This window comes from Amycolatopsis silviterrae (assembly GCF_042684085.1).
Lineage (GTDB): Bacteria > Actinomycetota > Actinomycetes > Mycobacteriales > Pseudonocardiaceae > Amycolatopsis > Amycolatopsis silviterrae.
This window is the reverse complement of sequence record NZ_JBHUKS010000004.1, coordinates 456,891-479,259: the sequence shown is the minus strand read 5'-3', so window position 1 is coordinate 479,259 and position 22,369 is coordinate 456,891. Positions and strand designations below refer to the sequence as shown.

Annotated in this window: 18 protein-coding genes; 14 read left to right on the top strand and 4 right to left on the bottom strand. The window is 68.8% G+C overall.

Annotated features, from left to right (window positions below):
• Positions 1–140: 140 nt before the first annotated feature.
• On the bottom strand, positions 141–902 hold the full coding sequence (locus ACFSVL_RS05975; RefSeq protein WP_378301189.1) for an enoyl-CoA hydratase: 762 nt from the start codon (positions 900–902) through the stop codon (positions 141–143).
• Between the two features lie 57 nt (positions 903–959).
• Positions 960–1,403, bottom strand: a complete 444-nt coding sequence (locus tag ACFSVL_RS05970) for an Lrp/AsnC family transcriptional regulator (RefSeq protein WP_037712217.1) — start codon at positions 1,401–1,403, stop codon at positions 960–962.
• 74 nt (positions 1,404–1,477) lie between these two features.
• Here ACFSVL_RS05970 and ddaH point away from each other — a divergent pair, with 74 nt between their 5' ends.
• On the top strand, positions 1,478–2,323 hold the full coding sequence (ddaH, locus tag ACFSVL_RS05965; protein ID WP_378301187.1) for a dimethylargininase: 846 nt from the start codon (positions 1,478–1,480) through the stop codon (positions 2,321–2,323).
• A 1-nt stretch (position 2,324) separates the two neighbouring features.
• Here the strand turns inward: ddaH and ACFSVL_RS05960 are convergent, their stop codons facing one another.
• Both ACFSVL_RS05960 and ACFSVL_RS05955 read right to left on the bottom strand, forming a co-directional pair.
• Positions 2,325–3,314, bottom strand: a complete 990-nt coding sequence (locus tag ACFSVL_RS05960; RefSeq protein WP_378301185.1) for a hypothetical protein — start codon at positions 3,312–3,314, stop codon at positions 2,325–2,327.
• Positions 3,315–3,358: 44 nt separating this feature from the next.
• A complete protein-coding gene (locus tag ACFSVL_RS05955) occupies positions 3,359–4,219 on the bottom strand; it encodes an alpha/beta fold hydrolase (RefSeq protein WP_378301183.1) in 861 nt (286 codons plus the stop codon).
• 96 nt (positions 4,220–4,315) lie between these two features.
• Between ACFSVL_RS05955 and ACFSVL_RS05950 the strand changes: the two genes are divergently transcribed.
• The 13 genes from ACFSVL_RS05950 (at position 4,316) to ACFSVL_RS05890 (ending at position 22,364) form a co-directional block, all read left to right on the top strand.
• Entirely contained in the window at positions 4,316–4,777 is a 462-nt protein-coding gene (locus ACFSVL_RS05950) for a CGNR zinc finger domain-containing protein (RefSeq protein WP_378301181.1), read from the top strand.
• Positions 4,778–4,955: 178 nt separating this feature from the next.
• Entirely contained in the window at positions 4,956–5,588 is a 633-nt protein-coding gene (locus ACFSVL_RS05945) for a polysaccharide deacetylase family protein (RefSeq protein ID WP_378301179.1), read from the top strand.
• A 443-nt stretch (positions 5,589–6,031) separates the two neighbouring features.
• Positions 6,032–6,727, top strand: a complete 696-nt coding sequence (locus tag ACFSVL_RS05940) for a glycoside hydrolase family 75 protein (RefSeq protein ID WP_378301177.1) — start codon at positions 6,032–6,034, stop codon at positions 6,725–6,727.
• A gap of 219 nt (positions 6,728–6,946) precedes the next feature.
• Positions 6,947–8,269 (top strand): nucleotide sugar dehydrogenase, encoded by a 1,323-nt coding sequence (locus tag ACFSVL_RS05935; RefSeq protein ID WP_378301175.1) that lies wholly within the window; start codon positions 6,947–6,949, stop codon positions 8,267–8,269.
• Entirely contained in the window at positions 8,259–9,473 is a 1,215-nt protein-coding gene (locus ACFSVL_RS05930; protein WP_378301173.1) for a glycosyltransferase family 4 protein, read from the top strand. The genes ACFSVL_RS05935 and ACFSVL_RS05930 overlap by 11 nt, the downstream gene beginning before the upstream one ends.
• Positions 9,474–9,580: 107 nt before the next feature.
• Positions 9,581–10,924, top strand: a complete 1,344-nt coding sequence (locus ACFSVL_RS05925) for an exopolysaccharide biosynthesis protein (RefSeq protein WP_378301171.1) — start codon at positions 9,581–9,583, stop codon at positions 10,922–10,924.
• Positions 10,921–12,498, top strand: coding sequence for a Wzz/FepE/Etk N-terminal domain-containing protein (locus ACFSVL_RS05920; RefSeq protein ID WP_378301169.1), 1,578 nt, complete (start codon positions 10,921–10,923; stop codon positions 12,496–12,498). Before ACFSVL_RS05925 ends, ACFSVL_RS05920 begins: the two co-directional genes overlap by 4 nt.
• A gap of 13 nt (positions 12,499–12,511) precedes the next feature.
• Entirely contained in the window at positions 12,512–14,416 is a 1,905-nt protein-coding gene (gene asnB, locus ACFSVL_RS05915) for an asparagine synthase (glutamine-hydrolyzing) (RefSeq protein ID WP_378301167.1), read from the top strand.
• Entirely contained in the window at positions 14,413–16,578 is a 2,166-nt protein-coding gene (locus ACFSVL_RS05910; protein ID WP_378301165.1) for a bi-domain-containing oxidoreductase, read from the top strand. The genes asnB and ACFSVL_RS05910 overlap by 4 nt, the downstream gene beginning before the upstream one ends.
• Positions 16,578–18,458, top strand: coding sequence for a heparinase II/III family protein (locus tag ACFSVL_RS05905; protein ID WP_378301163.1), 1,881 nt, complete (start codon positions 16,578–16,580; stop codon positions 18,456–18,458). Before ACFSVL_RS05910 ends, ACFSVL_RS05905 begins: the two co-directional genes overlap by 1 nt.
• 18 nt (positions 18,459–18,476) lie before the next feature.
• Entirely contained in the window at positions 18,477–19,988 is a 1,512-nt protein-coding gene (locus ACFSVL_RS05900) for a right-handed parallel beta-helix repeat-containing protein (RefSeq protein WP_378301161.1), read from the top strand.
• 1 nt (position 19,989) lies between these two features.
• A complete protein-coding gene (locus ACFSVL_RS05895; RefSeq protein ID WP_378301159.1) occupies positions 19,990–21,198 on the top strand; it encodes an O-antigen ligase domain-containing protein in 1,209 nt (402 codons plus the stop codon).
• Complete coding sequence (locus ACFSVL_RS05890; protein ID WP_378301157.1) at positions 21,195–22,364, top strand: glycosyltransferase family 4 protein; 1,170 nt, start codon at positions 21,195–21,197, stop codon at positions 22,362–22,364. Before ACFSVL_RS05895 ends, ACFSVL_RS05890 begins: the two co-directional genes overlap by 4 nt.
• Positions 22,365–22,369 lie beyond the last annotated feature (5 nt).

Here is a 22,369-nt window from a genome sequence, read left to right as displayed (position 1 = left end):
CACCGGGGTGTCTTCGATCGTAGGGCGAATCGGGCCCGCGCCCGGAGTGACGCGCGTCTCTTGCCGCCTTCGCGGCGCTGACCAGCAGCTCGCTCCAGGTTGAGGGTTCCCGGAATGTGGGAACTTGTGCGCGGCCTGGCTCAGCGGCCGCTGATGCGCGCCTTCATCGCCGCCAGCCGCTGCGCGAATGCCGGTGCGGCCAGCGATTCCAACTGTGGAACGAGTTCGGCGTCGACCGCCGCGGCGTGCTCGGTGAGCCCGCTCGTGTGCCGCATAGTCCGCTTGGTGGACAGCACGACCTCGCGCGGCGCGGCGACGGTCGGGGCGGCGAGGTCGCGGGCGGCCTGGACCAATGCGTCGTGGTCGCCGTCGACGAAACGCAGCGCGAACCCGGCTTTCACCGCGGATTCCGCAGTAAGGGTTTCGCCGAACAACGCCATCGCGGCCGCCTGCTGCGGACCGAGGATGCGCTGCGACATCCAGGTCATGCCGCCGCCCGGATGGAGGCCCAGTTCGAGGAAGCGCGGGATGAACTTGGCGTGCGGTCCCACCAGGCGGACGTCGGCGGCCAGCGCGAGGTTCAGACCAGCGCCGACAGCGGCCCCGCCGACTGCGGCGATCGTGGGCAGACTGCAGCCGGCGACGGCGAGGAATCCCGCGTACACCGAGCGCAAGCCTTCGGCATCGGCCTTGCCGAGCGCGGTGAGGTCCGCGCCCGCGCAGAACGCTGGCGGTGCGCCAGTAACGATCACCGCGTGCACGCTCTCGTCAGCTTCGGCGCGCTCGACCGCCGCGGCCAGTTCGGCGGAGAGGTCGAGGGTGAGCGCGTTACGGCTCTTCGGGGCGTCAACGGTGAGCAGCGCGACGCCCTGGTCGTGCTCGCTGTGGATGCGGTCGGTCATGCGGGTCAGCATCGCAGGGTCGTGAGTGGCGATCACGGTTAGAACCGGGATTAGCACTCACGACGGGGTCGGCGGCCGCTCCAGCAGCCGGGACAGCACCACCGTCGACACCGTCCGGTCGATGATCTCCAGCCCGCGCAGCCGTTCCAGCGCGGTCTCCAGGTGGTGGATGTCGGCGGCGCGCAGGTGCACGATCGCGTCCGCCGCGCCGGACACCGTGTATGCGGCGACGACCTCGGTCAGCGGTTCTAGCCGGGCGCGGATCCGGCCGGGCGTGACGTTGCCCTGGCAGTGCACCTCGACGAAGGCCTCGGTGCCCCAGCCGAGCGCCTCCGGGTCGACGACCGCGGTGAACCCGCGCAGCACGCCGGTTTCCAGCAGCCGGTCCACGCGCCGTTTCACCGCCGGGGCGGACAGCCCGACCACCTTGCCGATCTCCGCGTAGCTTGACCGGGCATTGGCCACCAGGCAGGAAACGATTCGCTGGTCGATGGTGTTCACACGCAATGTTTAGCACGCACTTGCGCAGTGAACAGCGATTGATTGCGAGATTAGGTCCACCTTAGCCTGGTTGCATGCAGGGAGAGGTTGTGCCGCCGCGGGTGCCGACGCCCCGCCGTTACCTGATGTGCCCGCCGCGTTATTTCGCCGTCGACTACGCGATCAACCCCTGGATGGACCCCTCGAAGCCGGTCAGCGCCGACGTTGCCGTCGCGCAGTGGACCGAGCTGCGCGACACCTACCGCCGCCTCGGCCACACCGTCGAGGAAATCGACCCGCAGCCGGGCCTTCCGGACATGGTGTTCGCGGCCAACTCGGGCACCGTCGTGGACGGGCGCGTGCTCGGCTCGCGTTTCCGTGCCCCGCAGCGCACCGCCGAGGCGGAGCACTTCCGCCGCTGGTTCCTCGAACACGGCTACCGCGACCTGACCATGCCGGAGAAAATCAACGAGGCTGAAGGCGACTTCGCCTGGACCGGGCGGGTGCTGCTGGCCGGCACCGGCTTCCGCACCGACCCTGCCGCGCACGCGGAGGCGCAGGAGGTGCTCGGCGTCCCGGTCGTGTCGCTGCAGCTGATCGACCCGCGCTACTACCACCTGGACACCGCGCTGTTCGTCCTCGCCGAGGCCACGGACACCGCGACCGCGCAGATCGTCTACTACCCGGACGCGTTCTCGCCGGGCTCGCAGCGCGTGCTGCGCCGGATGTTCCCGGACGCCGTCCTCGCCACCGCGGCCGACGCCGAATGCTTCGGGCTGAACGGGGTGTCCGACGGCCGCAACGTCGTCCTGCCGGTCGAGGCGACCGACCTCGGTGCGCGGCTTGCCGAACGCGGGTACGAGCCGGTGTACGTGGACATCTCGGAACTGCGGAAGGCAGGCGGCGGGCCGAAGTGCTGCACGCTGGAGATCCGCAAGTAGCTCAGCGCGGGTACTCCGCGGGCTCGATCGCGGCCTGCGGCGGGAACGGCCCGGACGGCAGTTCGCTCGGGTCGATCTTGTGCACCGTGAGGTCAAGGTTGGTGTGCGTGTAGCCGTTGTCCTTCATCGAGGCGGACTGGCTGAATTTCGAGAATGAGCAGTCGCGGGTGAAGCGGCCGTTGCCGGCGTCCCAATCGGTGCCGCCGGTGCTGAACGCGGTGTAGATGCCGTCCGCGATGCCGCTCGCCGACGCGGTGGCCCCGGCTTTCACGTACACCGTGAACACCGGGTGCAGGCCGTCGGCGAGCGTCACCGCCTGGTCGGTGCCGGAGCGGTTGTCGACGGAGACGGTGTTCTTGCCGCCGCCCGCACCGAGGATGACCGCCCCGTTCGCCGCGCCGCGGTTCGGGTCCGGGCGGGCGTCCGGGAAGAGCGGGCCGAGGTGATAGGGGCTGGTCAGTTTCGAGAGGGTGTCCCGCAGGCCGGCGACGCCCAGATCACGGCTCAGCGCGGCGGTGGCCGAACTGCCGCCGCACAGCTTGTTTTCCGTCGCGCCGTTGACGATCTTCGGGATGGAGCTGTTGTAGAGCCCGGTGAGGTCGGCGATCAGCGAGCGGTGGGCGCTGTGCATCGCGTCCGGGGGAGTGGCCGCGGAGAGCTGTTCGACGGCCTTGCCGACCACGGTGCCGAGATTCGCGCCCGCGTCGCGCACGGCGGTGGGGGTGGTGGCCTGTTCGAGCTGCTGGACCGCTGGGGTGATCGCCGTGCCGATGCCGGTGAGGAGCTTTTGGTAGCCCGCCGGGTCGAGCGGGGCCGGTTTGGCGGTGCTGCTCGGCGGGCTCGCGGGAATGCTGACCAGGCTGCTCGGCGCGGTTTCCGCCACGGGTTCGCCGTCCGGGCGGGTCGTCACATAGACCACCACGGCAGCGACGAGGAGGACGAGCACGGCGGAGACGACGAGCGTCCTGCGGGGTTTTGCTGGGTCGGGCACCGGCCGATTTTCCGGGCTGTGCCACGGATCCGGGTCGGTATTTCTTACTGCAGGACCCGGCCGAGGAAGCCGCGCAGGTAGCCCGCGACGACGTCGAGGTGGCTTTCCAGCAGGAAGTGGCCGCCGTCGATCAGGTGGACCTCGGCGTCCGCCGCGTCGCGGGCGAAGGCCTCCGCACCGGCCGGGCCGAAGATCTCGTCGTTGCGTCCCCACACCGCGAGCACCGGGACCTCGTTGGTGCGCAGGAACTCGTGCAGCAGCGGGTAGAGCGGGCGGTTGTGCTGGTAGTCCCGGAACAGCGCCAGCTGGATTTCGTCGTTGCCGGGACGGGAAATCAGGGCGTGGTCGTGCTCCCAGGTGTCCGGGCTGACCAGGCTCGGGTCGGGCACCCCGTGCAGGTACTGCCAGCGGATCGCGTCGTAGCTCAACGCCGCGCGAACGGGCGGCTCGGTGTCCGGGCCCGGGTTGGCACCGTAGGCCCAGAGACCGGTCCAGAAGGAGTCGACGAACCCTTCCTCGTACCCGTTGCCGTTCTGGGTGACGATCGCGGAAATCCGGCCCGGGTGCTTGAGCGCGAGCCGCCAGGCGATCGGCGCGCCGTAGTCCTGGACGTAAACCGCGTAGCGATCGAGGCCGAGCTGGTCGAGTAGACCGGACGTGAGGTCGGCGAGGGCTTCGAAGGTGTAGCCGAACTCGTCTGCGGAAGGTGCCGCGGAACGCCCGAAGCCGAGGTGGTCCGGCGCGATCACGCGGTAGCGGTCGGCCAGCAGCGGGATGAGGTTCCGGAACATGAACGAGCTGGTCGGATACCCGTGCAGCAGGACGATCGCCGGTGCGTCGGCAGGCCCTGCCTCCCGGTAGAAGATCTCGTGCCCGTCGACCGTCGCAGTCCGATGATGGATCATGACTAACCCCTTCAAAGTTTTTATCCGGTTAGGTGTTCGCCATGGAAGCATGGACGAGCTAACCTGTCAAAGGTCCCAGTCTGGTTAGGAGCCTCCATGGACGTGCTCGACCTGCTCAACAGCAGGCCGCTGATCAACGGCGAGGAACAGGACGCACTCGACCGGCAGTGGGCGCTCGACCACGGTGGCGACGGGAGCGGCGCGGAGCTGGAGCTGCTGCGTCAGGCGCGAGATCTCCTGCGAGACGTCGTGCGCGGCGACAGCTCACCGGTGGTGTTGCGTCCGCTGCTCGACGGGGCGCGCCAGGTCCCGGAGCTTTCTGCGGACGGGCTTCGCTGGGAGGTCGAGGCGCAGTCGCACGCGCGGCTGGCCGTGGACGCGGTACTGGATTGGGCGGCGATCGAAAAGGATCTCCCCGGCCGGCTACGAGCCTGTGCCAACGACGAGTGCCAACTGTTCCTTTTGGACCGCAGTCGAGCCAACCGCGCCCGCTGGTGCTCGATGGCGACTTGCGGAAACCGCGAGAAGGCCCGGCGCCACTATCAGCGGATGCACTGAATCTTCACCCGAAAGTGTGAAGTAGAATGTTGTCTACAGGTGTGGACGTATTCCGATTTTCCTGCGGAAGTTTTTCTCCTGGGCCGGAAGTCCCCTGTTGACCATGGGATCGGCACCGGTAACTACTCCGTTTGCTAATCCGATTAATCGGGTACGGTACGTCGGACGGGAGGCTCGGATGATCACCTTCGCGGTGCACGGCATTGGCAAGCCCCAACGGGCCCTCGACCCAGGCGAGGACGAGCGGTGGATCACCGTGGAGCAGTTCGACGCCCTACTGGACGTCGTTTCGAGAAGCGGCGCACGCCTCACCTTCGACGACGGGAACTCGTCGGACGTAGAGATCGCACTGCCAAGGCTGATTGAGCGCGGGCTGTACGCCGAGTTCTTCCCACTGGCCGGCCGAGTAGGCGAACGAGGCTACGTAAACCGCGACGGCCTACGGCAGTTGGTAGACGCGGGAATGCACGTCGGCTCACACGGCTGGGACCGCTTCGACTGGCGCCGCCTGGACGGTTCGTTCGCAGTGCGCCGGGAGTTGGACGAGGCGCCAAGGCTGCTGGAAGAACTGAGCGGAACCCCAGTACGGCGATTCTCGTTGCCAGAGGGCCGCTTCGACCGTCGAGTCTTGACACATTTGCGCGAGGCCGGTGCCACCCGGGTGTACGCGAACGTAGGCAGCGTCCGAGGTGCCGCCCTGGTGCGTTCCCGGACGGAGATCCGGTCGGACCTGAACCCTCGCTGGGCAGAAGCAGTGAGCCGAAAATCAAGGCGATGGACCGGCCCCTGGATGGCCCGCCCCCGCCGCTGACCCCGGGATGCCCGTCCGTGAGGGCCACCTTCACGGACTCTGATTCCGTCAGGGTTCCCCTCACGACCCGCTACTGTCGCCGGAGGCTGTGAGGGGCCCCTTCACGGACTTGGATTCCCTCAAGGAGTCCTTCACGGACGACCCGAACCGCCACCGATGCACTCAGCCGGCCCGGCACCCAGACCCACCCCCGCACCCCGATACGAAGCCCCAATGCGGTCTGAGGGTGCTTGTCAAGGCATCTTTCCCGCCTTGACAAGCACCCTCAGACCGTCATCACAATCAGGCTTCGGGGTGCCCCCACAACCCTTGGGCGCAATGTCGCCGCCAGGCGACGAGCCAGAAAATCCCCCACCTTCGGCGGATTGCGCAGACAACCAACCGCCAGCATCCTGACCCGCACGCCGCCATAAGGAAAGTTTCCTAATAAACAGGGAGCGTCGATGCGGAAACTCCTCTTCCTAGCCATCCTGGCAATCACCACCGCCCTACTCCCGGCAGCAGTCGCCTCAGCGGCACCCCCGGCGGCAACCCCAGCCACAGCTCCGGCCGCACCCCCGACCGCAGACCAACTCCTCTCCAAACTCACCACCTGCACCCAAACCTCCACCGGCAAATACAAAACCGACGAAGACTCCCCCTCCGCCACCATCCCCGTCTGCGACGCGGGCAAAGCAGTCTTCTGGAAAGCCGACATGGACATCGACTGCGACGGCCAGCGCACCGACCAGTGCAACGAAAACACCGACTGCTGCTTCCTCCCCGAAACCGCCTTCCCCCAATCCGACGGCCAGCCCCTCAACGCCGCCGAACTCCCGTACATCGTCGTCCCCAGCTCCAGCCCGATCTGGAACTACCAAAACTCCGGCCTCAATGGCGGCGGCTCCTGCGCGGTGATCTACAACGGCAAGATCGAATACGCGGTTATCGGCGACACCGGCCCGGACAAGATCATCGGCGAAGCCTCCTACGCGACGGCCAACGCTCTCGGCATCAACCCGGACCCGAAGAACGGCGGCGTCGACTCCGGCGTCACCTACGTGTGCTTCAAGGACTCGACCGTGAACCCGATCGAAGATCACCAAGCGGCCACGGACACCGGCCAGAAGTTGGCTTCCGAGTTCGTGGGCGGAAACTGAATTTTCCGAAGCTCCGGGAGGCATTCACTGCCCTTTCCGGATAACGGTCGGCAAATTCCCCGGCCGATGCGGCCGGATGGGGTAACCGCCGGTCCGGTGGGCGGCGCAAGGCGGGAATCCTTGGCGACACAGGGTTCCCGCCTTGTTATGCGGAACCGGTAACGAAGCCCCGCCGCGCTCCGACCAATGAGCAGCGAGCGGTCGGGCGGAGGTTTCGTTGTGAAGATCAGCGTCTTCGGGCTGGGATACGTCGGGTGCGTGTCCGCGGCTTGCCTGGCGGGACAAGGGCACGAGGTCGTCGGAGTGGACGTCAATCCGGCGAAGGTGGATCTCGTGAAAGCCGGCAAGGCACCGGTGGTCGAGGAACGGATCGGGGAGCTGACCGCGGAGGTGGTCGCTTCCGGGGCGCTGCGGGCGACCACCGAGGTGGCCGAGGCGATCGCGGCGACGGACGTTTCCCTGGTGTGCGTCGGTACGCCGTCGGCGCCTAACGGCAGTCTTTCCACCGAGTATCTGCAGCGCGTCGCCGAGCAGATCGGCGAGGCGCTCAAAGAGCGAAAGAGCGAAACCCGGCACACGGTCGTCTTCCGGAGCACGATGCTGCCGGGCACCTGTCTCGGGTTGCTGATCCCGATCTTGGAAAAGCACAGCGGCGGTACCGCGGGGGTCGACTTCGGGGTCGCGGTGAACCCGGAATTCCTGCGCGAGGGCACCAGTGTCCGCGACTTCTTCCAGCCGCCGAAAACGGTGATCGGCGAGTTCGATCCGGGCAGCGGCGACGTCGTGGCGCGGCTTTACGAGGGGCTGCCCGGCGACGTGTTCCGGGTGCCGATTCCAGTCGCGGAGATGACGAAGTACGCGGACAACGCTTTCCACGGCGTCAAGATCGGGTTCGCGAACGAACTCGGCGCGATCTGCCGTGCGCTCGGGCTCGATTCGCACCAGGTGATGGACGTCTTCCTGGCCGACCGGAAGCTCAATATCAGTCCGGCATACCTGCGGCCCGGGTTCGCGTTCGGCGGCTCGTGCCTGCCGAAGGATCTGCGCGGGCTGGTTTACGCGGCGCGGCAGGCGGACGTCTCGGTGCCGTTGCTCGCGCACGTGCTGCCCTCGAACGCCGAACATCTGCACCGGGCGTTCGAGCTGGTCGCGCGGACCGGGAAACGCAAGGTCGGGCTGTTCGGGCTTTCCTTCAAACCGGGTACCGACGACCTGCGCGAGAGTCCGCTGGTCGAACTCGCGGAACGGTTGCTCGGCAAGGGATACGACCTCAAGATCCACGACGCCAACGTCAGCCTGTCGCGGCTGATGGGGGCCAACCGCGAGTACATCGAAAGCAGGCTGCCGCACCTCGGCCAGCTGCTCGCCGGGTCGGTGCAGGAGGTGCTGGACCACGCCGAGGTGTGCTTGATCGGCACCTCGGACCCGGAGGTGCTGGCTGCCCTGCCGCACGGCAGCGGGCCGGTGCTGGTCGATCTGGTCCGCGTCCCGGACGCCGCCGCGCGCCGGGCGGAAGAGGGGTACGTCGGCCTTGCCTGGTGAAGGCTTTTCCGAAAACGAAATCCTGCGGGGCCGGATCGCGCTGATTCTCGTGGAGAATCTGTCGGTGCCGTTCGACCGGCGGGTGTGGCAGGAATGCCAGACGCTGCGCGACGCCGGGATGACGGTGCACGTGATCTGCCCGCAGGGCACGAAACGGGACACCGAGGCCGAGGTCGTGCTCGACGGCGTGCACATCCACCGGTATCCGCTGCGGGCGGCTACCGGCGGGCCCGCCGGGTACGCGCGCGAGTACGGATCCGCGCTGTGGCACACGTTCCAGCTCGCGCGCAAGATCGGCCCGGTCGACGTCGTGCACGCCTGCAATCCGCCGGATCTGCTCTTCCTCGTCGCCCGGATGCTGCGAAGACGGGGCGCGAAGTTCATTTTCGATCAGCACGACCTTGTCCCGGAACTGTATTTGTCGCGCTTCGACCGTGGGCAGGATTTCCTTTACCGCGGCGTTTGTGCGTTGGAACGCTCCACCTATCGCGCGGCGGATGTCGTGATCGCGACCAACGAGAGCTACCGCCAGGTCGCGCGGATCCGCGGCGGCAAGCGGCCTGAGGACGTGTTCGTGGTCCGCAGCGCGCCGGTCGTGGAGCGGTTCCACGAGGTGCCCGTCGAGGCGGAACTCAAGCGGGGCAAGCCAAATCTGCTCTGCTACCTCGGTGTGATGGGCCCGCAGGACGGCGTGGACTACGCCCTGCGCGCGCTCGCCGCCCTGCGCGACGAGATCGGCCGCGACGACTGGCACGCGGTCTTCGTCGGCGCGGGCGACACGTTCGACGAGATGGTCGTGTTGTCGCATCAGCTCGGCTTGTCCAGTCAGGTGGAATTCACCGGGCGGGTGTCGGATGAGGATCTGCTGCGCTATTTGTCCGCGGCCGACGTGTGCCTTTCGCCGGATCCGCTGAACCCGCTCAACGACGTGTCGACAATGAACAAGGTCATGGAATACATGGCCATGGGCAAACCGATGGTGTCGTTCGAGTTGCGCGAGGCGCGGGTGTCCGCGGGCGAGGCCGCGTTGTACGCGCCGGCCAACGACATCGCGGAGTTCGCGAAGCTCGTCGCGGTGCTCATGGACGACCCGGAGCAGCGGGAACGCATGGGAAAGCTCGGCCGGGAACGCGTGCGCGGACCACTCGCCTGGGGCAATTCGCAGGCGGCGTTGATCAAGGCGTACGAGCGTGCGCTGGGTTGAGCCGGGTCGCGTTTCGAACAAGGTTCGGCCAGTTGGTGTAACCAACTGGTGCGGTGCCGCGACGGGGTCAATGACCCGTGCGTCGGCCCGTGAGGGGAGACCTGGTTTTGAGTGACGAAACAATACGCCTCCCCATTGTGGCGAAGGTGGTGCGCCGCCGGTGGCGAGCGTTGTTGCTGCTCGCGGTGGTCGGCGCCGGTGTCGGGGCCGGGGCCTCGGCGGTGCTTTCCCCGGGATACGAGGCGCAGGCCAGCGTGTTGCTGCAGGGCCCGCGCCAGCCGGACGAACTGCTGACCCAAGCACAGGTGGCGACGAGTTCGGTGGTGCTCGACCGGGCGTCGGCGGCGCTGGGGCTCGGGGTGCGCGGGACGGATCTGCAGAAGTCGGTCACCACGTCGGTCGCGCAGGGCAATGTCGTGACGCTGACCGCGAGAGGAGACAGTCCGGAGCACGCGCAGCAACTCGCCGACCAGGTCGCCGGCGAGTTCGTGAAGTATTCGACGCAATTGCTCGGCAATTCCGCCGACCAGGCCGCGCAACTCGCGCAACAGCAGAAGGAAGCGCTGCGGCAGCAGATCACGCAGACCAACCAGCGGATCCTCGATCTGTCGAAGGCGGTGGCGAACGGCGACACCGTCGAGGGTGTGCAGGCGCGCACCGCGTTGCAGGGGTTGCGGACGGCGCTGGAACAGGCGGTCAACAACCTGAACGCGGCGGACGCGGCGACCGGCGCGGGCAACATGGTCGTGCTGGGTCCTTCGGAGCGGCCGTCTTCGCCGTCGGCACCGACCTTCCTGCAGTTGACCCTCGGTGGCGCGGTGCTGTTCTTCATCCTCGGGGTGCTGGCCTACCTCTTCCGTGCCCGGACTGACCGGAGGCCGCGCAGCGAATCCGAAATCGGATCAGCCCTGGGTGCTCCGGTGCTGGCGAGCATCGACGTCGCGGCGGCTTCGGACGCGCCGGTGAAGTGGTGGCGCAAGGCGGTCGGGAACGAACGGCCGTGGAATCTGCCCGAGGTGCCGGCGTCGGCGGACGACGCGGCTCGGGAGGTGCGGTACCGGCGCGTGCTCGCGCGGCTGGGCGCGGATCGCGACGGAGTGTTGCGGCTGCTCATTCTCACGCCGCGCGGGGACGCGGGAGCGCGGGAGGTCGCGGAGCAGTTCGTCAGCACGGCTCGCGGCGATCGAATCCGGGTCGAGGTGACGGTGGCCGAAATCGAGGTGGTACCCGGGGCGCAGCCGATCGTGCCGGATGGAACGGCAGGAGTGCTCGTGGTGGTGTCGCTCGGCTCGCGCAACGCGTGGGAATTGGTTTCGATTGCGGAGGCTTGCGCGGACGCCGGGCACGAAATTCTCGGTGCCGTGCTGGCCAGGGAAGTGCATCTCGCTGGCGGGACGCGGCAAAAGCCTCCCGCCAAGGAGCGCACCGACGAGCTGGCGGGTGCGCGGTGAGCGCCGGGCAGGTCCAGCCGCTGGTCGATCTCCAGCGGCTGGTGGTGGCGCTGCGGCGCAAGCGGCGGTTCTGGCTGACGACCGCGCTGGCCGGGCTGATCCTCGGCTGCGCGGTGGCGGTCCTGCTGCCCGCGCCGCCCACCGCGGTCACGAAGATCATGGTGATCCACCCGGACGATTCGCCGACCGACAGCGGCACGCTGATGCGCACCGACGTCGCCGTGCTTTCGACGGCGAACATGGCCGCGGCCGCGCTGAAACGGATCAACAGCACCGAATCGCCGTCGGACTTCCTGAAGGATTACGCCGGGCTCGGCCTCACCAACAACGTCCTGCAGGTGACGGTCAAGGCGAAGACCAAGGATGACGCGGTAGCGAAGGCGAAGGCACTCGCGGACGCCTTCATCGCCAACCACACGCAGCGCACGCAAGCAGCCGCGACCGGCCGCTCGAAAGCGTTGCTGGAGCAGCGGGATCAGGCGCAGACGCAACTTGCCGACGTCGACAACCAGGCCGCGACTGAGGTCGCGAAGGGGCGCAATTCCAACCCGGGCGCGCTGGAGCAGCTGTACACGCAGCGCGCGAACCTGGTGTCGAAGATAGCCGATTTGCAGAACCAGGCGCAGCAGGCCGGGATCGGGTCGCCGGAGGTCATCGCCGGGACGCAGATCGTGGACGCCCCGGCGATCCAGCCGGTGTCCAAGCTGAAAACCTATGGCACGGACGGCGGTGTCGGGCTGGCCTTGGGCCTCGCGCTCGGGCTCGCGTTCGCCGGGGTGAGCGCGCTGGTCCGGGATCGGCCGGTCTTGCGCCGCGAAATTTCGCAGCACCTCGGGGCTTCGGTGATCGCGCAGATCGGGGTGAAGCCGGTCGGACCGGCGAAGCTGTGGCGGCGTTCGAAGGCGGTCACCGAGACCAGCCGAGTCGCGCTGACACTCGCGCGGGCGGCCCGGGAAGACCGGGCTTCGTTGTCGCTGCTGGAAATCGGTGCGGCTTCGACCGCGGCGGAGCTGGCGGTGGAACTCGGCCGGTCGCTGGCCGAGGACGGGCCGGTCGTGCTCGTGGACGACCTGCCGGGCAAGGAAGTCTCGCGGCTGCCGGTGGAGGGGAACGTCGAGGTCGTCGAGGCTGGCGACCCCGCGGTGGCGCGGGCGGTGCGCCGGGTCGGGGTCGGCACGGCCGCTCCGGGCACGGCGTGGACCGACCTGTCGGCGCTCGGCGCGGAGGCCGTGCTCGTCGTGAAGGCCGGGTTCGCGAACACGCAGTGGCTGCACACCGTCGCGCGGCAGCTCGCCGACTGTGGCGTACCGATTCTGGGTGTGGTGCTGGTCGATCCGGATCCGAAGGACCGCACCGACGGCACGTTGTGGGACGGGCTGCACACGGCGTTGCGCGGGCGCGCGGCAGTGGTCGCGAAGAAACAGGACGACGCGGTGGTCGAGCTGGAACTGCGGGACGAAACGAAGCCGATCGAATGGCCGGGCAAGCCCGAACGCAGGCTCCGCCCGATCGAACGGATGGACGTGGATCCGGACGCACCGACGAGGCGGCTCAAACCCGTTCAGGAAAGCTAGGGGGACGAAGCGCATGTGCGGCATCGCGGGCGCGTACAGCTGGCCGGACGGCGGCCCGCTCACCGACCGGCTCACCCAGTGCCTCGCGCACCGGGGGCCGGACGGCGACGGCCGCTACGACCACCGGGAGGTCCACTTAGGACACCGTCGGCTGTCCATCGTGGACCTGTCGGAAACGGGCGCGCAGCCGATGACGGCCGAGGGTCTTGCCCTGACCTACAACGGCGAGCTGTACAACGCGCCGGAGCTGCGAGCCGAACTCGAGGCCGCTGGAGTCCGCTTCCGCGGCACCTCCGACACCGAGGTTCTGCTACGGGCTTGGCGGGAATGGGGCACCGACTGTCTGCCGCGGCTGCGGGGGATGTTCGCCTTCGCGGTGTACGACGAACGCACGGGTGAGCTGGTGCTCGTGCGGGACCAGCTGGGGATCAAGCCGCTGTTCTTCGTGCGTCGCGGAGGCGGGGTCGTGTTCGCGTCGGAGCTGAAAGCGCTGGCCCGCGAACTCGGCGACACCCTGAACGTGGACCAGGCGGCGATGATCGCGTCGCTGCTGTACTACTGGGTTCCCGACAGCCGGTGCGCTTACCGGGAGGCGGAGAAATTGCCGCCCGGCACCTGGCTGCGGTTCCGGCCGGACGGGAGCACGGACACCGGGACGTACTGGTCGCTCCGTCAGGTCGCCGAGGAAGGCGCGGCCTATCGCGGCGAGGTCGACCTGCACGCGGTCATCGAGGATTCCACCCGCAAGCACCTGCTGTCCGATGTTCCGGTGGCGACCTTCCTCTCCGGCGGCCTCGATTCCAGCTACCTCACCGCACTGGCCGCGCGCGAGCAGCCGGGGATTTCGGCTTACACGATCGGTTTCCGTCCGGAGGACGCGAAATTCGAGGCGATGCCGGACGACCTGCGCTACGCAAGGATCGTCGCCCGGAAGTTCGGCGTGGACCTGCACGAGATCGAAATCGCGCCGGACGTGCAGGAGCTGCTGCCGCGGATGACGCACCACCTGGACGAACCGATCGGCGACCCGGCGGCGATCAACTCGTACCTGATCTGCTCGGCGGCGCGCGAGGCCGGGGTGAAGGTGCTGCTGTCCGGGATGGGTGCGGACGAGCTTTTCGCGGGCTACCGCAAGCATTTGGCGAACCTGCTGGCGTTGCGCTACCGGCGCGTGCCGGGGGTGGCGCGCCGGGCGATCGGAGCGGCGGTCGATCGGTTGCCGGTCGCTTCGTCCACGCGTGGCTATCGGTCGGTGCGGTTCGCGAAGCGGTTTCTGTCCTTTGCGGACCTTCCGGAGGAAACGGCGTTCCGGCGCAGCTACACCATGTACGACCGGGCCGAGCTGCTCGACCTGGTTTCGCCGGATCTCCAGTCCGAAGTGGACGATGTGCTCACCGAGCATGCCGATGTCTACTACGACACGAAGCTGACCGACCAGGTCAACCGGATGTGCCTGGCCGACGCGCGAATGTTCTTGCCTGGCTTGAATCTCGCCTACACCGATCGGTCCACTATGGCCGCGTCCACCGAAGTGCGGACGCCCTTTGTGGACGTCGAGGTGGTGCGGGCGGCGTTCCAGGTGCCGGGCCGGGAGAAGATCGTCGGCCGGCAAGGCAAGGTGGCGTTGAAGAAAGCGGCGACGGCGATCCTGCCCGACGAAATCGTGTACCGGCCGAAGGGCTTGTTCAGCGCGCCGCTGCGGGCGTGGATGAGCCGGGACCTCGCGCCGCTGGTGCGGGAGGTCATCGAAGAAGGCGTCCTGGTCGAGTCCGGTTTCCTGCAGCGTGACGCTTTGCGGCGGCTGGTGGCCGAGGACGCCGCCGGGCGCGAGGACCGCGCGAAACATCTTTGGCACGTGCTGACCCTCGAGTACTGGTACCGCGGTGCCCTCCGCGGAGAGCGGCTAGGAGTCCAGTGAAACAGGTAGTGCAGAACTACAAGAGCGGCGAGCTGGCCCTGCTCGACGTCCCGGTGCCGGCGTGCAAACCGGGCGGCGTGCTGGTCCGCAGCCAGTACTCGCTGATCTCGACCGGCACCGAGATGATGAAGGTGTCCGAGGCGGGGATGTCGCTGCTGGGCAAGGCCCGGTCGCGGCCGGACCAGGTCGCGAAGGTCATGCAGAGCGTCGCGACGAACGGGCTCGCGGCGACCTATCGCAAGGTGTCCGGGAAGCTCGATTCCTATACGCCGCTTGGCTATTCGCTGTGCGGCGTGGTCGAGCAGGTCGGCGAGGGCATCGATGACGTCGTGGTCGGCGACGTCGTGGCGTGCGCCGGGAACGAGCACGCGCTGCACAGCGAGCTGAACTGGGTGCCGAAGAACCTGTACGCGAAGGTGCCGGCCGGGCTTTCGCCGCGGCAGGTGGCGTTCGCGACCGTCGGCGCGATCGCGATGCAGGGCGTCCGGCGCGGCGAACCGCAGCTCGGCGACCTCACGCTGGTGATCGGGCTCGGCCTGATCGGGCAGCTGGTGGTGCAGCTGCTGGTGGCGGCCGGTGCACGGGTCGTCGGCGTGGACCCGGACGCGGAGCGCTGCGAACTGGCGCGGGAGCTGGGCGCGCTCGCCTGCGGGCATCCGGCGTCCGGGGAGATCGAGCAGGCGGTGGCCGAACTGTCCGGCGGACACGGCGTCGACCAGGTGTATCTCGCCGCGGGCGGGGCGTCGAACGACCCGGTGGAGCTGGCCGCGCGGCTCGCGCGCGATCGCGGCCGGGTGGTGGACATCGGCAAGATCTCGCTGAACCTGCCGTGGAACGCCTACTACGAAAAGGAACTCGACGTCCGGTTCTCCCGGTCCTACGGGCCCGGCCGCTACGACCCGGCCTACGAGCTGGAGGGCCGCGACTACCCGATCGGCTACGTGCGCTGGACGGAACGGCGCAACCTCGAATGCTTCCTCGACCTGGCCGCGCGGGGCAAGCTCGACGTGTCTCCGCTGATCAGCCACACCGCGGACTTCGCGAAGGCGGTCGAGACCTACCGGGCGCTCAACGAGGGCTCGCTCAAGGCGGTCGCCGTGCTGTTCCGCTACCCGGACGCACCGCCCGCAGAGGACGAAGGCGTGGTGTCGGCGGTTCCGGCGGTAACCGCAGTGCAGGACCGGCCAGACCCGTTGCGGGACTTGCGGATCGGGTTCATCGGTGCGGGCAACTACGCGTCGTCGATGATCCTGCCGCACCTGGCCGGGGACGAGCGAGTGCTGCTGACCGACGTCGTCACCACGTCGGCGCTCTCCGGGGCCAACGCGAAGCGCAAGTTCGGGTTTGTCTCGGCCAGCACCGACGTGGACGCGCTGCTCGCTGATGACCAGGTCAGCACGGTCTTCGTGGTGACTCGGCACAGTTCGCACGCCGAGCTGACGCGGCGGGCGCTGCTGGCGGGCAAGGCGGTCTTCGTGGAGAAGCCGCTGGCGTTGTCCGAGAAGGAATTGCGCGGCATCGTGGACGCGGTCGCGGAATCCGGCAACAACCGGCTGCAGGTCGGGTTCAACCGCCGGTTCGCGCCACTGCTGGTCGAGGCGAAGAACCAGTTCGGCCCGCGGGTCGGCCCGGCTTCGGTGCGGTACCTGGTCAACGCGGGCCGGTTGGACGCGAACAGCTGGTACAACCAGGCGGACGCCGAGGGCAGTCGGTTCGTCGGCGAGGGCGGGCACTTTATCGACACGGTCAGCTGGTTCCTCGGCAGCGACCCGGTTTCGGTCTACGCCACCGGCACGCCAGGCAACCACGACCTGCAGGTGCTGCTGCGCTACGCCGACGGCTCGACCGCGTCGATCAGCTACATCACCAGCGGCAACACGGCGTTTCCCAAGGAAACGCTGGAGGTGCTCGCCGACGGCAAGGTGCTGAAGTTCGACGACTTCGTCCGTGCCTCGGTGTTCGGGCGCAAGCGCTGGACCAGCTCGCGGCTGCCGAAGGCCCGGGACAAGGGGCAGCAGGCCGAACTGGACGCGTTCATCACCGCGTTGAAGACCGGCGTCGCGATGCCGATCAGCCTCGACTCGCTGGTGTCGACGACGCTCGCGACGCTGGCCGTGCACCGCAGCCTCGAAACCGGCGCGCCGGTGCGGTTGGAGCCGTGATGGACCCGTCCTGGTACCTGCGCCGGCTGTCCGCGATGGGGCCGGCCGAGATCGCCGGCCGGGTCGGCGACGTCGTGCGCAAACAGCGGTGGCGCGGCGAGTCCCAGCGGCAGCCGACCTGGTCCGCGCGGCGCGCTTTCCCGGCCTGGCCCGCCGAGCCGGAGGTGCCCACGACCGGGCGGGAGCGGCTGGTCGCGGCGGCGGACCAGCTGATGGACGGGCACGCCGAGTACTTCGGCGTGGCGCGGGACGACCTGGTCGCGCCGGACTGGGCGTTCGATCCGAAGACCGGCCGCCGCGCGCCGGGGGACCGGTACTCGTTCGAGATCCCGTACCGGGACGAGAACGCGATCGGCGACATCAAGCAGATCTGGGAACCCTCGCGGCACCAGCATCTGACCGTGCTGGCCGCGGCCTACCGGGTGACCGGCGACGACCGGTACGCGCACCGGGTGGCCGACCACCTGAAGTCGTGGTGGGCGGTCAACCCGCCGATGCGCGGCGTGCACTGGCTGAGCGGGATCGAGCTGGGCATCCGGCTGCTGTCGTGGGTGTGGGTGCGGCGGCTGCTGGACGGCTGGCCCGGCGCGCCCGGGCTGTTCGAGGACAATCCCGAGGCGCTGCGGCAGATCTGGCACCACCAGCGGTGGCTCGCGGCGTTCCCGAGCCGGGGCACCTCGGCCAACAACCACGTGCTGGCCGAGGCGGCCGGGCAGCTGGCGGCGACGTGTGCGTTCGACTGGTTCCCGGAGTCGGCCCGCTGGCGCTCCGACGCGCTCCAGGCGCTCGACTTTCACTTACGCGCCAACACCTTCACGTCCGGGCTGAACCGCGAGCTGGCCACCGAGTACCACGGCCTGGTGCTGGAGCTGGGTCTCGCCGCTGCCCTCGAAGCCGGACCGCGGCTGCCGCGTTCGACCTGGCTGGAACTGCGGGCGATGTGCGACGCGCTCGCGGCCATTGTGGACTGTACTGGCCGGCCGCCGCGCCAAGGCGACGCCGACGACGGCTACGGCCTGATCGTGGACGGACCGCCGACCGACCGCTGGCATTCGCTGCTGGCCACCGGCGACGCGCTGTTCGGCCGGGCCGAGTGGTGGCCGAAGCTGCCCGCCGACGACGTGCGCACGGCGTTGTTCGCGGCGCTGCGTTCGGCGGTGCCGCAGCTGGACAACGTTCGCGAGCGGCCGGTGTTCTCCGACGCGGGCATGACCATCCTGCGCAGCGACAACGGCCCGGAGATCTGGTGCCGCTGCGACAGCGGTCCGCACGGCTTCCTCGCTATCGCCGCACACGCGCACGCCGACGCGTTGTCCATTGAGGTCCGGCACGACGGCGTCGACATCCTCGCCGACCCGGGAACGTACTGCTACCACGGCGAACCCGAGTGGCGCGCGTACTTCCGCTCCACGCTCGCGCACAACACGCTGCAGCTCGGCGGAGTCGACCAGTCGACTTCCGGCGGCCCGTTCCTGTGGACCCGGCACGCTCAGTCCCGCACGCTCGCCGCGACGCCCACCCAATGGCAGGCCGAGCACGACGGTTACGCCCCCGCGTTGCATCGCCGCACCGTCAAGCTGGTCGGCCGGACGCTGACCGTGGTCGACGAGGTGACCGGCGGCGGCCCCGCCCAACTCGCCTTCCACCTCGGCCCGCTGCTTTCCGCGGAGCTGACCGGCAACACCGCCCAGCTCACCTGGCCCGGCCGGACCGCGACGCTGGACCTTCCGCCGCAGCTCGCCTGGACCGCGCACCGAGGCGAGACGAATCCGCCGCTGGGCTGGTACTCGCCCGGCTTCGGCCGTCGCGAACCCGCTACGGCGCTCGTCGGCTCCGGTCCGGTCACCGGACCGCTGACCACCGTGCTCCACCTGCCCTGATCGTCGAGAGGATCCACCGTGCGAAGGACATTGGTGCTGCTGCTGGGAGCGCTGCTCCCGGTCGCGCTGGCCTCGTGCACCTCGTCCGGAGCGGCCCCCGCCCCGGTCGCCGGGTCGACCTCGCCGCAGGGCCCGGTCGCCGCGGTCTGCGACCACGCGCCGCCGGGCCCGGCGACCGCGCCCGCCGGTGCGGTCCCGGTGGATCCGGCCGTGGTGGACGACCTGTCGGCCAAGACGAAGAACTCCCCGCCGGGCACCACGTTCTGGCTCGCGCCGGGCACGCATCGGCTCAGCGATGACGAGTACGCCCAGGTACAGCCCAAGGACGGCGACGTCTACCTCGGCGCTCCCGGCGCGGTCTTCGACGGGCGCAAGAAGAACCGGTACGCCTTCGCCGGGCCGGGCAAGGACGTCCGGCTTGAATCGTTCACCGTGCAGGGCTTCGCCGCGCCGCGCGACGAAGGCGTGGTCAACCACGATTCGGGGCCCGGCTGGGTGATCCAGCACCTGACCGTGCAGGACAACGACGGGGCCGGGCTGATGGCCGGGCCGAAGCAGCAGGTGCTCGACAGCTGCCTGCGGCGCAACGGCCAGTACGGCATGAACGCCTACTCCGGCAACGCGGTCGTGACCGGGCTGGTGCTGCGCGGCACCGAGATCACCGGCAACAACACCGCGAACTGGGAGGCCAAGGTCCCGGAATGCGGCTGCACCGGCGGCGTGAAGTTCTGGGCGGTGGACGGCGCGGACGTCGTCGGCAACTGGGTGCACGACAACCGCGGCACCGGGCTGTGGGCGGACACGAACAACAACGATTTCCTGATCGAGGGCAACCTGATCGAAAGCAACGACAGCACCGCGATCATCTACGAGACCAGCTACAACGCGATGATCCGCAACAACACGTTCCGCCGCAACAACCTGCCCGACGGGCGCGCGCACGCCGACCGCGGCGACCCGTTCCCGTCCGCCACGATCTACCTTTCCGAATCCGGCGGCGAACCGCGGCTGAAGGCCCGGACGAGCACTCTCGAAATTTCCGGAAACCTGCTGCAGGACAATTGGAACGGCATCATCCTGTGGGAGAACGCCGACCGGTTCTGCAACAGCCCGGCCAATACGTCCAGCGGCTCGTGCACGAAGCTGGTGCCGAACGTCAGCACCTGCTCCGCGCCGGCGATCGCGCAGAAACCGCTGTACAACGACTGCCGGTGGAAGACCCAGCGGGTCGTGGTGCAGCACAATCAATTCACCCTCAACTCGAAGGCACTCGGCTGCGAGGAGATCTGCGGCCGGACCGGCGTGCTGGCGAATTTCGGCAGTTTCCCGGACTGGTCGCCGTACCAGGGCGCGGTGATCCAGCAGGCGATCACGTTCCAGCAGGACAATTCCTGGCACGACAACGCTTATGCCGGACCGTGGACGTTCGTCGCCAGGGAAATGAGCAATATCGTCGGCATCGGCGAATGGCAGAGTTCGCCGTATCACCAGGACGCGAATTCCAGCTACCGGCCGAACGGGGGTGGCTGACGTGGCCGAAGTGGTGTTGCGCCCGGACGTGACCGCCGAAGCGCCGCCGAAAGCGGTCGGCGCGGCGTGGGCGCTGCTCATCCTCAACACGCTCGGTTCGGCAGGCGCGGAGACGGTGATCACGCTGCCGCGCACGGTGATCCAGCTGGTCACCATGGGCGCGCTGATGACCGCGTTCCTGCTCGCGCTGGTGCTGAACCTGCGGATCCGGATCCGGCCGAGCGCGTACCTGATGCTGCTGTCCTTCCTGCTGCTCACGAGCATCGTGGCCAGCGTGCACCTGGAATCCGGGTACGGCGCGCTGTTCCGGTGCTTCCGGTTCACCGTGTTCGTCGCGACGCTCTGGCTGCTGAGCGGCTGGTGGGACGGGTCGTTCACGTTCGTGCGGGCGCACATCCGGATGTTCGGCGCGGTGCTGATCTCAGTCGTGGTCGGGCTGGTGATCGCGCCGGGCAAGGCAATGCCGGACGTGTACGGCGGACGGCTTTCCGGCGCGGTGTGGCCGCTGACGCCGCCGCAGATCGGCCAGTACTCGGCGGTCATCACGGGACTCGCGGTGCTGATGTGGCTCGGCAAACGGACGGACGCCAAGAGCGCGTTGATCGTCGTCGTGCCGTCGCTCGCGGTACTGCTGCTTACCCACACGCGCACCGCGACGCTCGGGCTCGTCGCCGGGCTGATCGTCGCGTTGCTGTCGCTGGGGCTGGTCAGCGCGCGGGCGCGGAAGGTGTTCGCCGGGATCGTGCTCGTGGCCGGCTTCGCCGCGGTGGTGCTGGGCGGGCTGCTGCAGACGTGGTTCCTGCGCGGCCAGAGCACCGACGACTTCTCCAGCCTGACCGGCCGCGCGAAGGTGTGGGACGCGCTGCTGTCCGCGCCGCGGACCGGGTTCGAGTACCTCTTCGGCGTCGGCCTCACCGACAAGTCCTACGACGGCCTGCCGATCGACAACAGCTGGCTGGCGATCTACCACGAGCAGGGGTTCGTCGGGATCGGGATCGTCGCCGCGATCCTGCTGGTGCTGGTCGCGGTCGCGGTGCTGCGGCCGCCGTCGCTGGCTAGGGCGTGCGCGATCTTCCTGATCGCTTACTGCGTTTCCGCGTCGTACACCGAGGCCGGGCTCGGCGACGCGTCACCGTATCTGCTGCATCTGGCGGTCGCCGCGTCGTTGCTGGCCACGGGCGGTGCTCCGGCGAGGGAGAAGCTGGCGTGAAGGTTCTGGTGGTGCACAACCGCTATCGGTCGGAACAGCCGAGCGGCGAGAACAACGTCGTCGACGCGGAGGCCTCGCTGCTGGCCTCGGCGGGCGTCGAGGTGCGGCGGTTCGAACGGCACAGCGATGACATCGCGTCGATGCCGTTGGCGCGCAAGGCTTTGGTGCCGTTGCAGGTGCCGTGGAACCGAGCGTCGCGGACGGAGCTGCGGGCGCAGCTGCGGCGGGACCGGCCGGACGTCGTGCACGTCCACAACACCTTTCCGCTGCTGTCTCCGTCGGTGCTGGCCGCGTGCGCTGAGGCGCGGGTGCCAGTGGTCGCGACGCTGCACAACTACGGTCTCGTCTGCCCGCCCGGCACGCTCTACCGCGACGGCCGGATCTGCACCGACTGCGTGGGCGGCCTGCCGATCCCGGCGGTCCGGCACGGCTGCTACCGCGGTTCGGCCGCCGCGACCGTGCCGATGGCGGTGAACCTGCTGGTCAACCGGGAGCGCTGGCGGACCGGCGTGACCAGGTTCTTCTGCATCTCCGCCGCGCAGCGCCGCATTCTCGTGGACGCGGGCATGCCAGCGGCGCGGATGACCGTGAAGCACAACTTCGTCCCGGACCAGGGTCGACGGCGCATCGGCGAAGGCGAGCACCTTCTGTTTCTTGGCCGGCTCACCGAGGAGAAGGGCATCCCGCTGCTGCAAGCGGCGTGGGAGCGGTACACCGGGAAGCTGCCGCTGCTGATCGCCGGGACCGGGCCGTTGTCCGACGAGGTCGACGCCTGGGCGGCGAGCCGGGACAACGTGTCGTACATGGGCCTGCAGGACCGGGCTTCCTGCCAGGAACTGATCGCACGCGCGGCGGCGGTGGTGGTGCCCTCGACGTGGCTGGAAGCGTTCGGGCTCGTGGTGGTGGAGGCGATGGCCGCCGGGGTGCCGACGGTCGCGCCCGTGCACGGGGCTTTCGAGGAGCTGATCACCGACGGTGTCACCGGCCTGCTGCACCCGCCCGGCGACGCGGCCGCGCTCGCCCACGCGCTGCACGAGGTGGCTGACTTCGAGCGGAACCAGAAGATGGGCGAGGCCGCACGGCAGCGGTACGAGGCTGACTTCACTCCTGAAGTGGGGTTGAAGCGGCTGCTCGACGGCTACGAGGAAGCGATTTCCACGGTATGAAGGAA

Excerpts from the sequence above, each read along its gene's own strand:
- ACFSVL_RS05945 (WP_378301179.1), top strand. The coding sequence starts at position 4,956 with ATGATCACCTTCGCGGTGCACGGCATTGGCAAGCCCCAACGGGCCCTC.
- ACFSVL_RS05950 (WP_378301181.1), top strand. The coding sequence starts at position 4,316 with ATGGACGTGCTCGACCTGCTCAACAGCAGGCCGCTGATCAACGGCGAG.
- ddaH (WP_378301187.1), top strand. The coding sequence starts at position 1,478 with ATGCAGGGAGAGGTTGTGCCGCCGCGGGTGCCGACGCCCCGCCGTTAC.
- ACFSVL_RS05940 (WP_378301177.1), top strand. The coding sequence starts at position 6,032 with ATGCGGAAACTCCTCTTCCTAGCCATCCTGGCAATCACCACCGCCCTA.
- asnB (WP_378301167.1), top strand. The coding sequence starts at position 12,512 with ATGTGCGGCATCGCGGGCGCGTACAGCTGGCCGGACGGCGGCCCGCTC.
- ACFSVL_RS05905 (WP_378301163.1), top strand. The coding sequence starts at position 16,578 with ATGGACCCGTCCTGGTACCTGCGCCGGCTGTCCGCGATGGGGCCGGCC.
- ACFSVL_RS05955 (WP_378301183.1), bottom strand. The coding sequence starts at position 4,219 with ATGATCCATCATCGGACTGCGACGGTCGACGGGCACGAGATCTTCTAC.
- ACFSVL_RS05975 (WP_378301189.1), bottom strand. The coding sequence starts at position 902 with ATGACCGACCGCATCCACAGCGAGCACGACCAGGGCGTCGCGCTGCTC.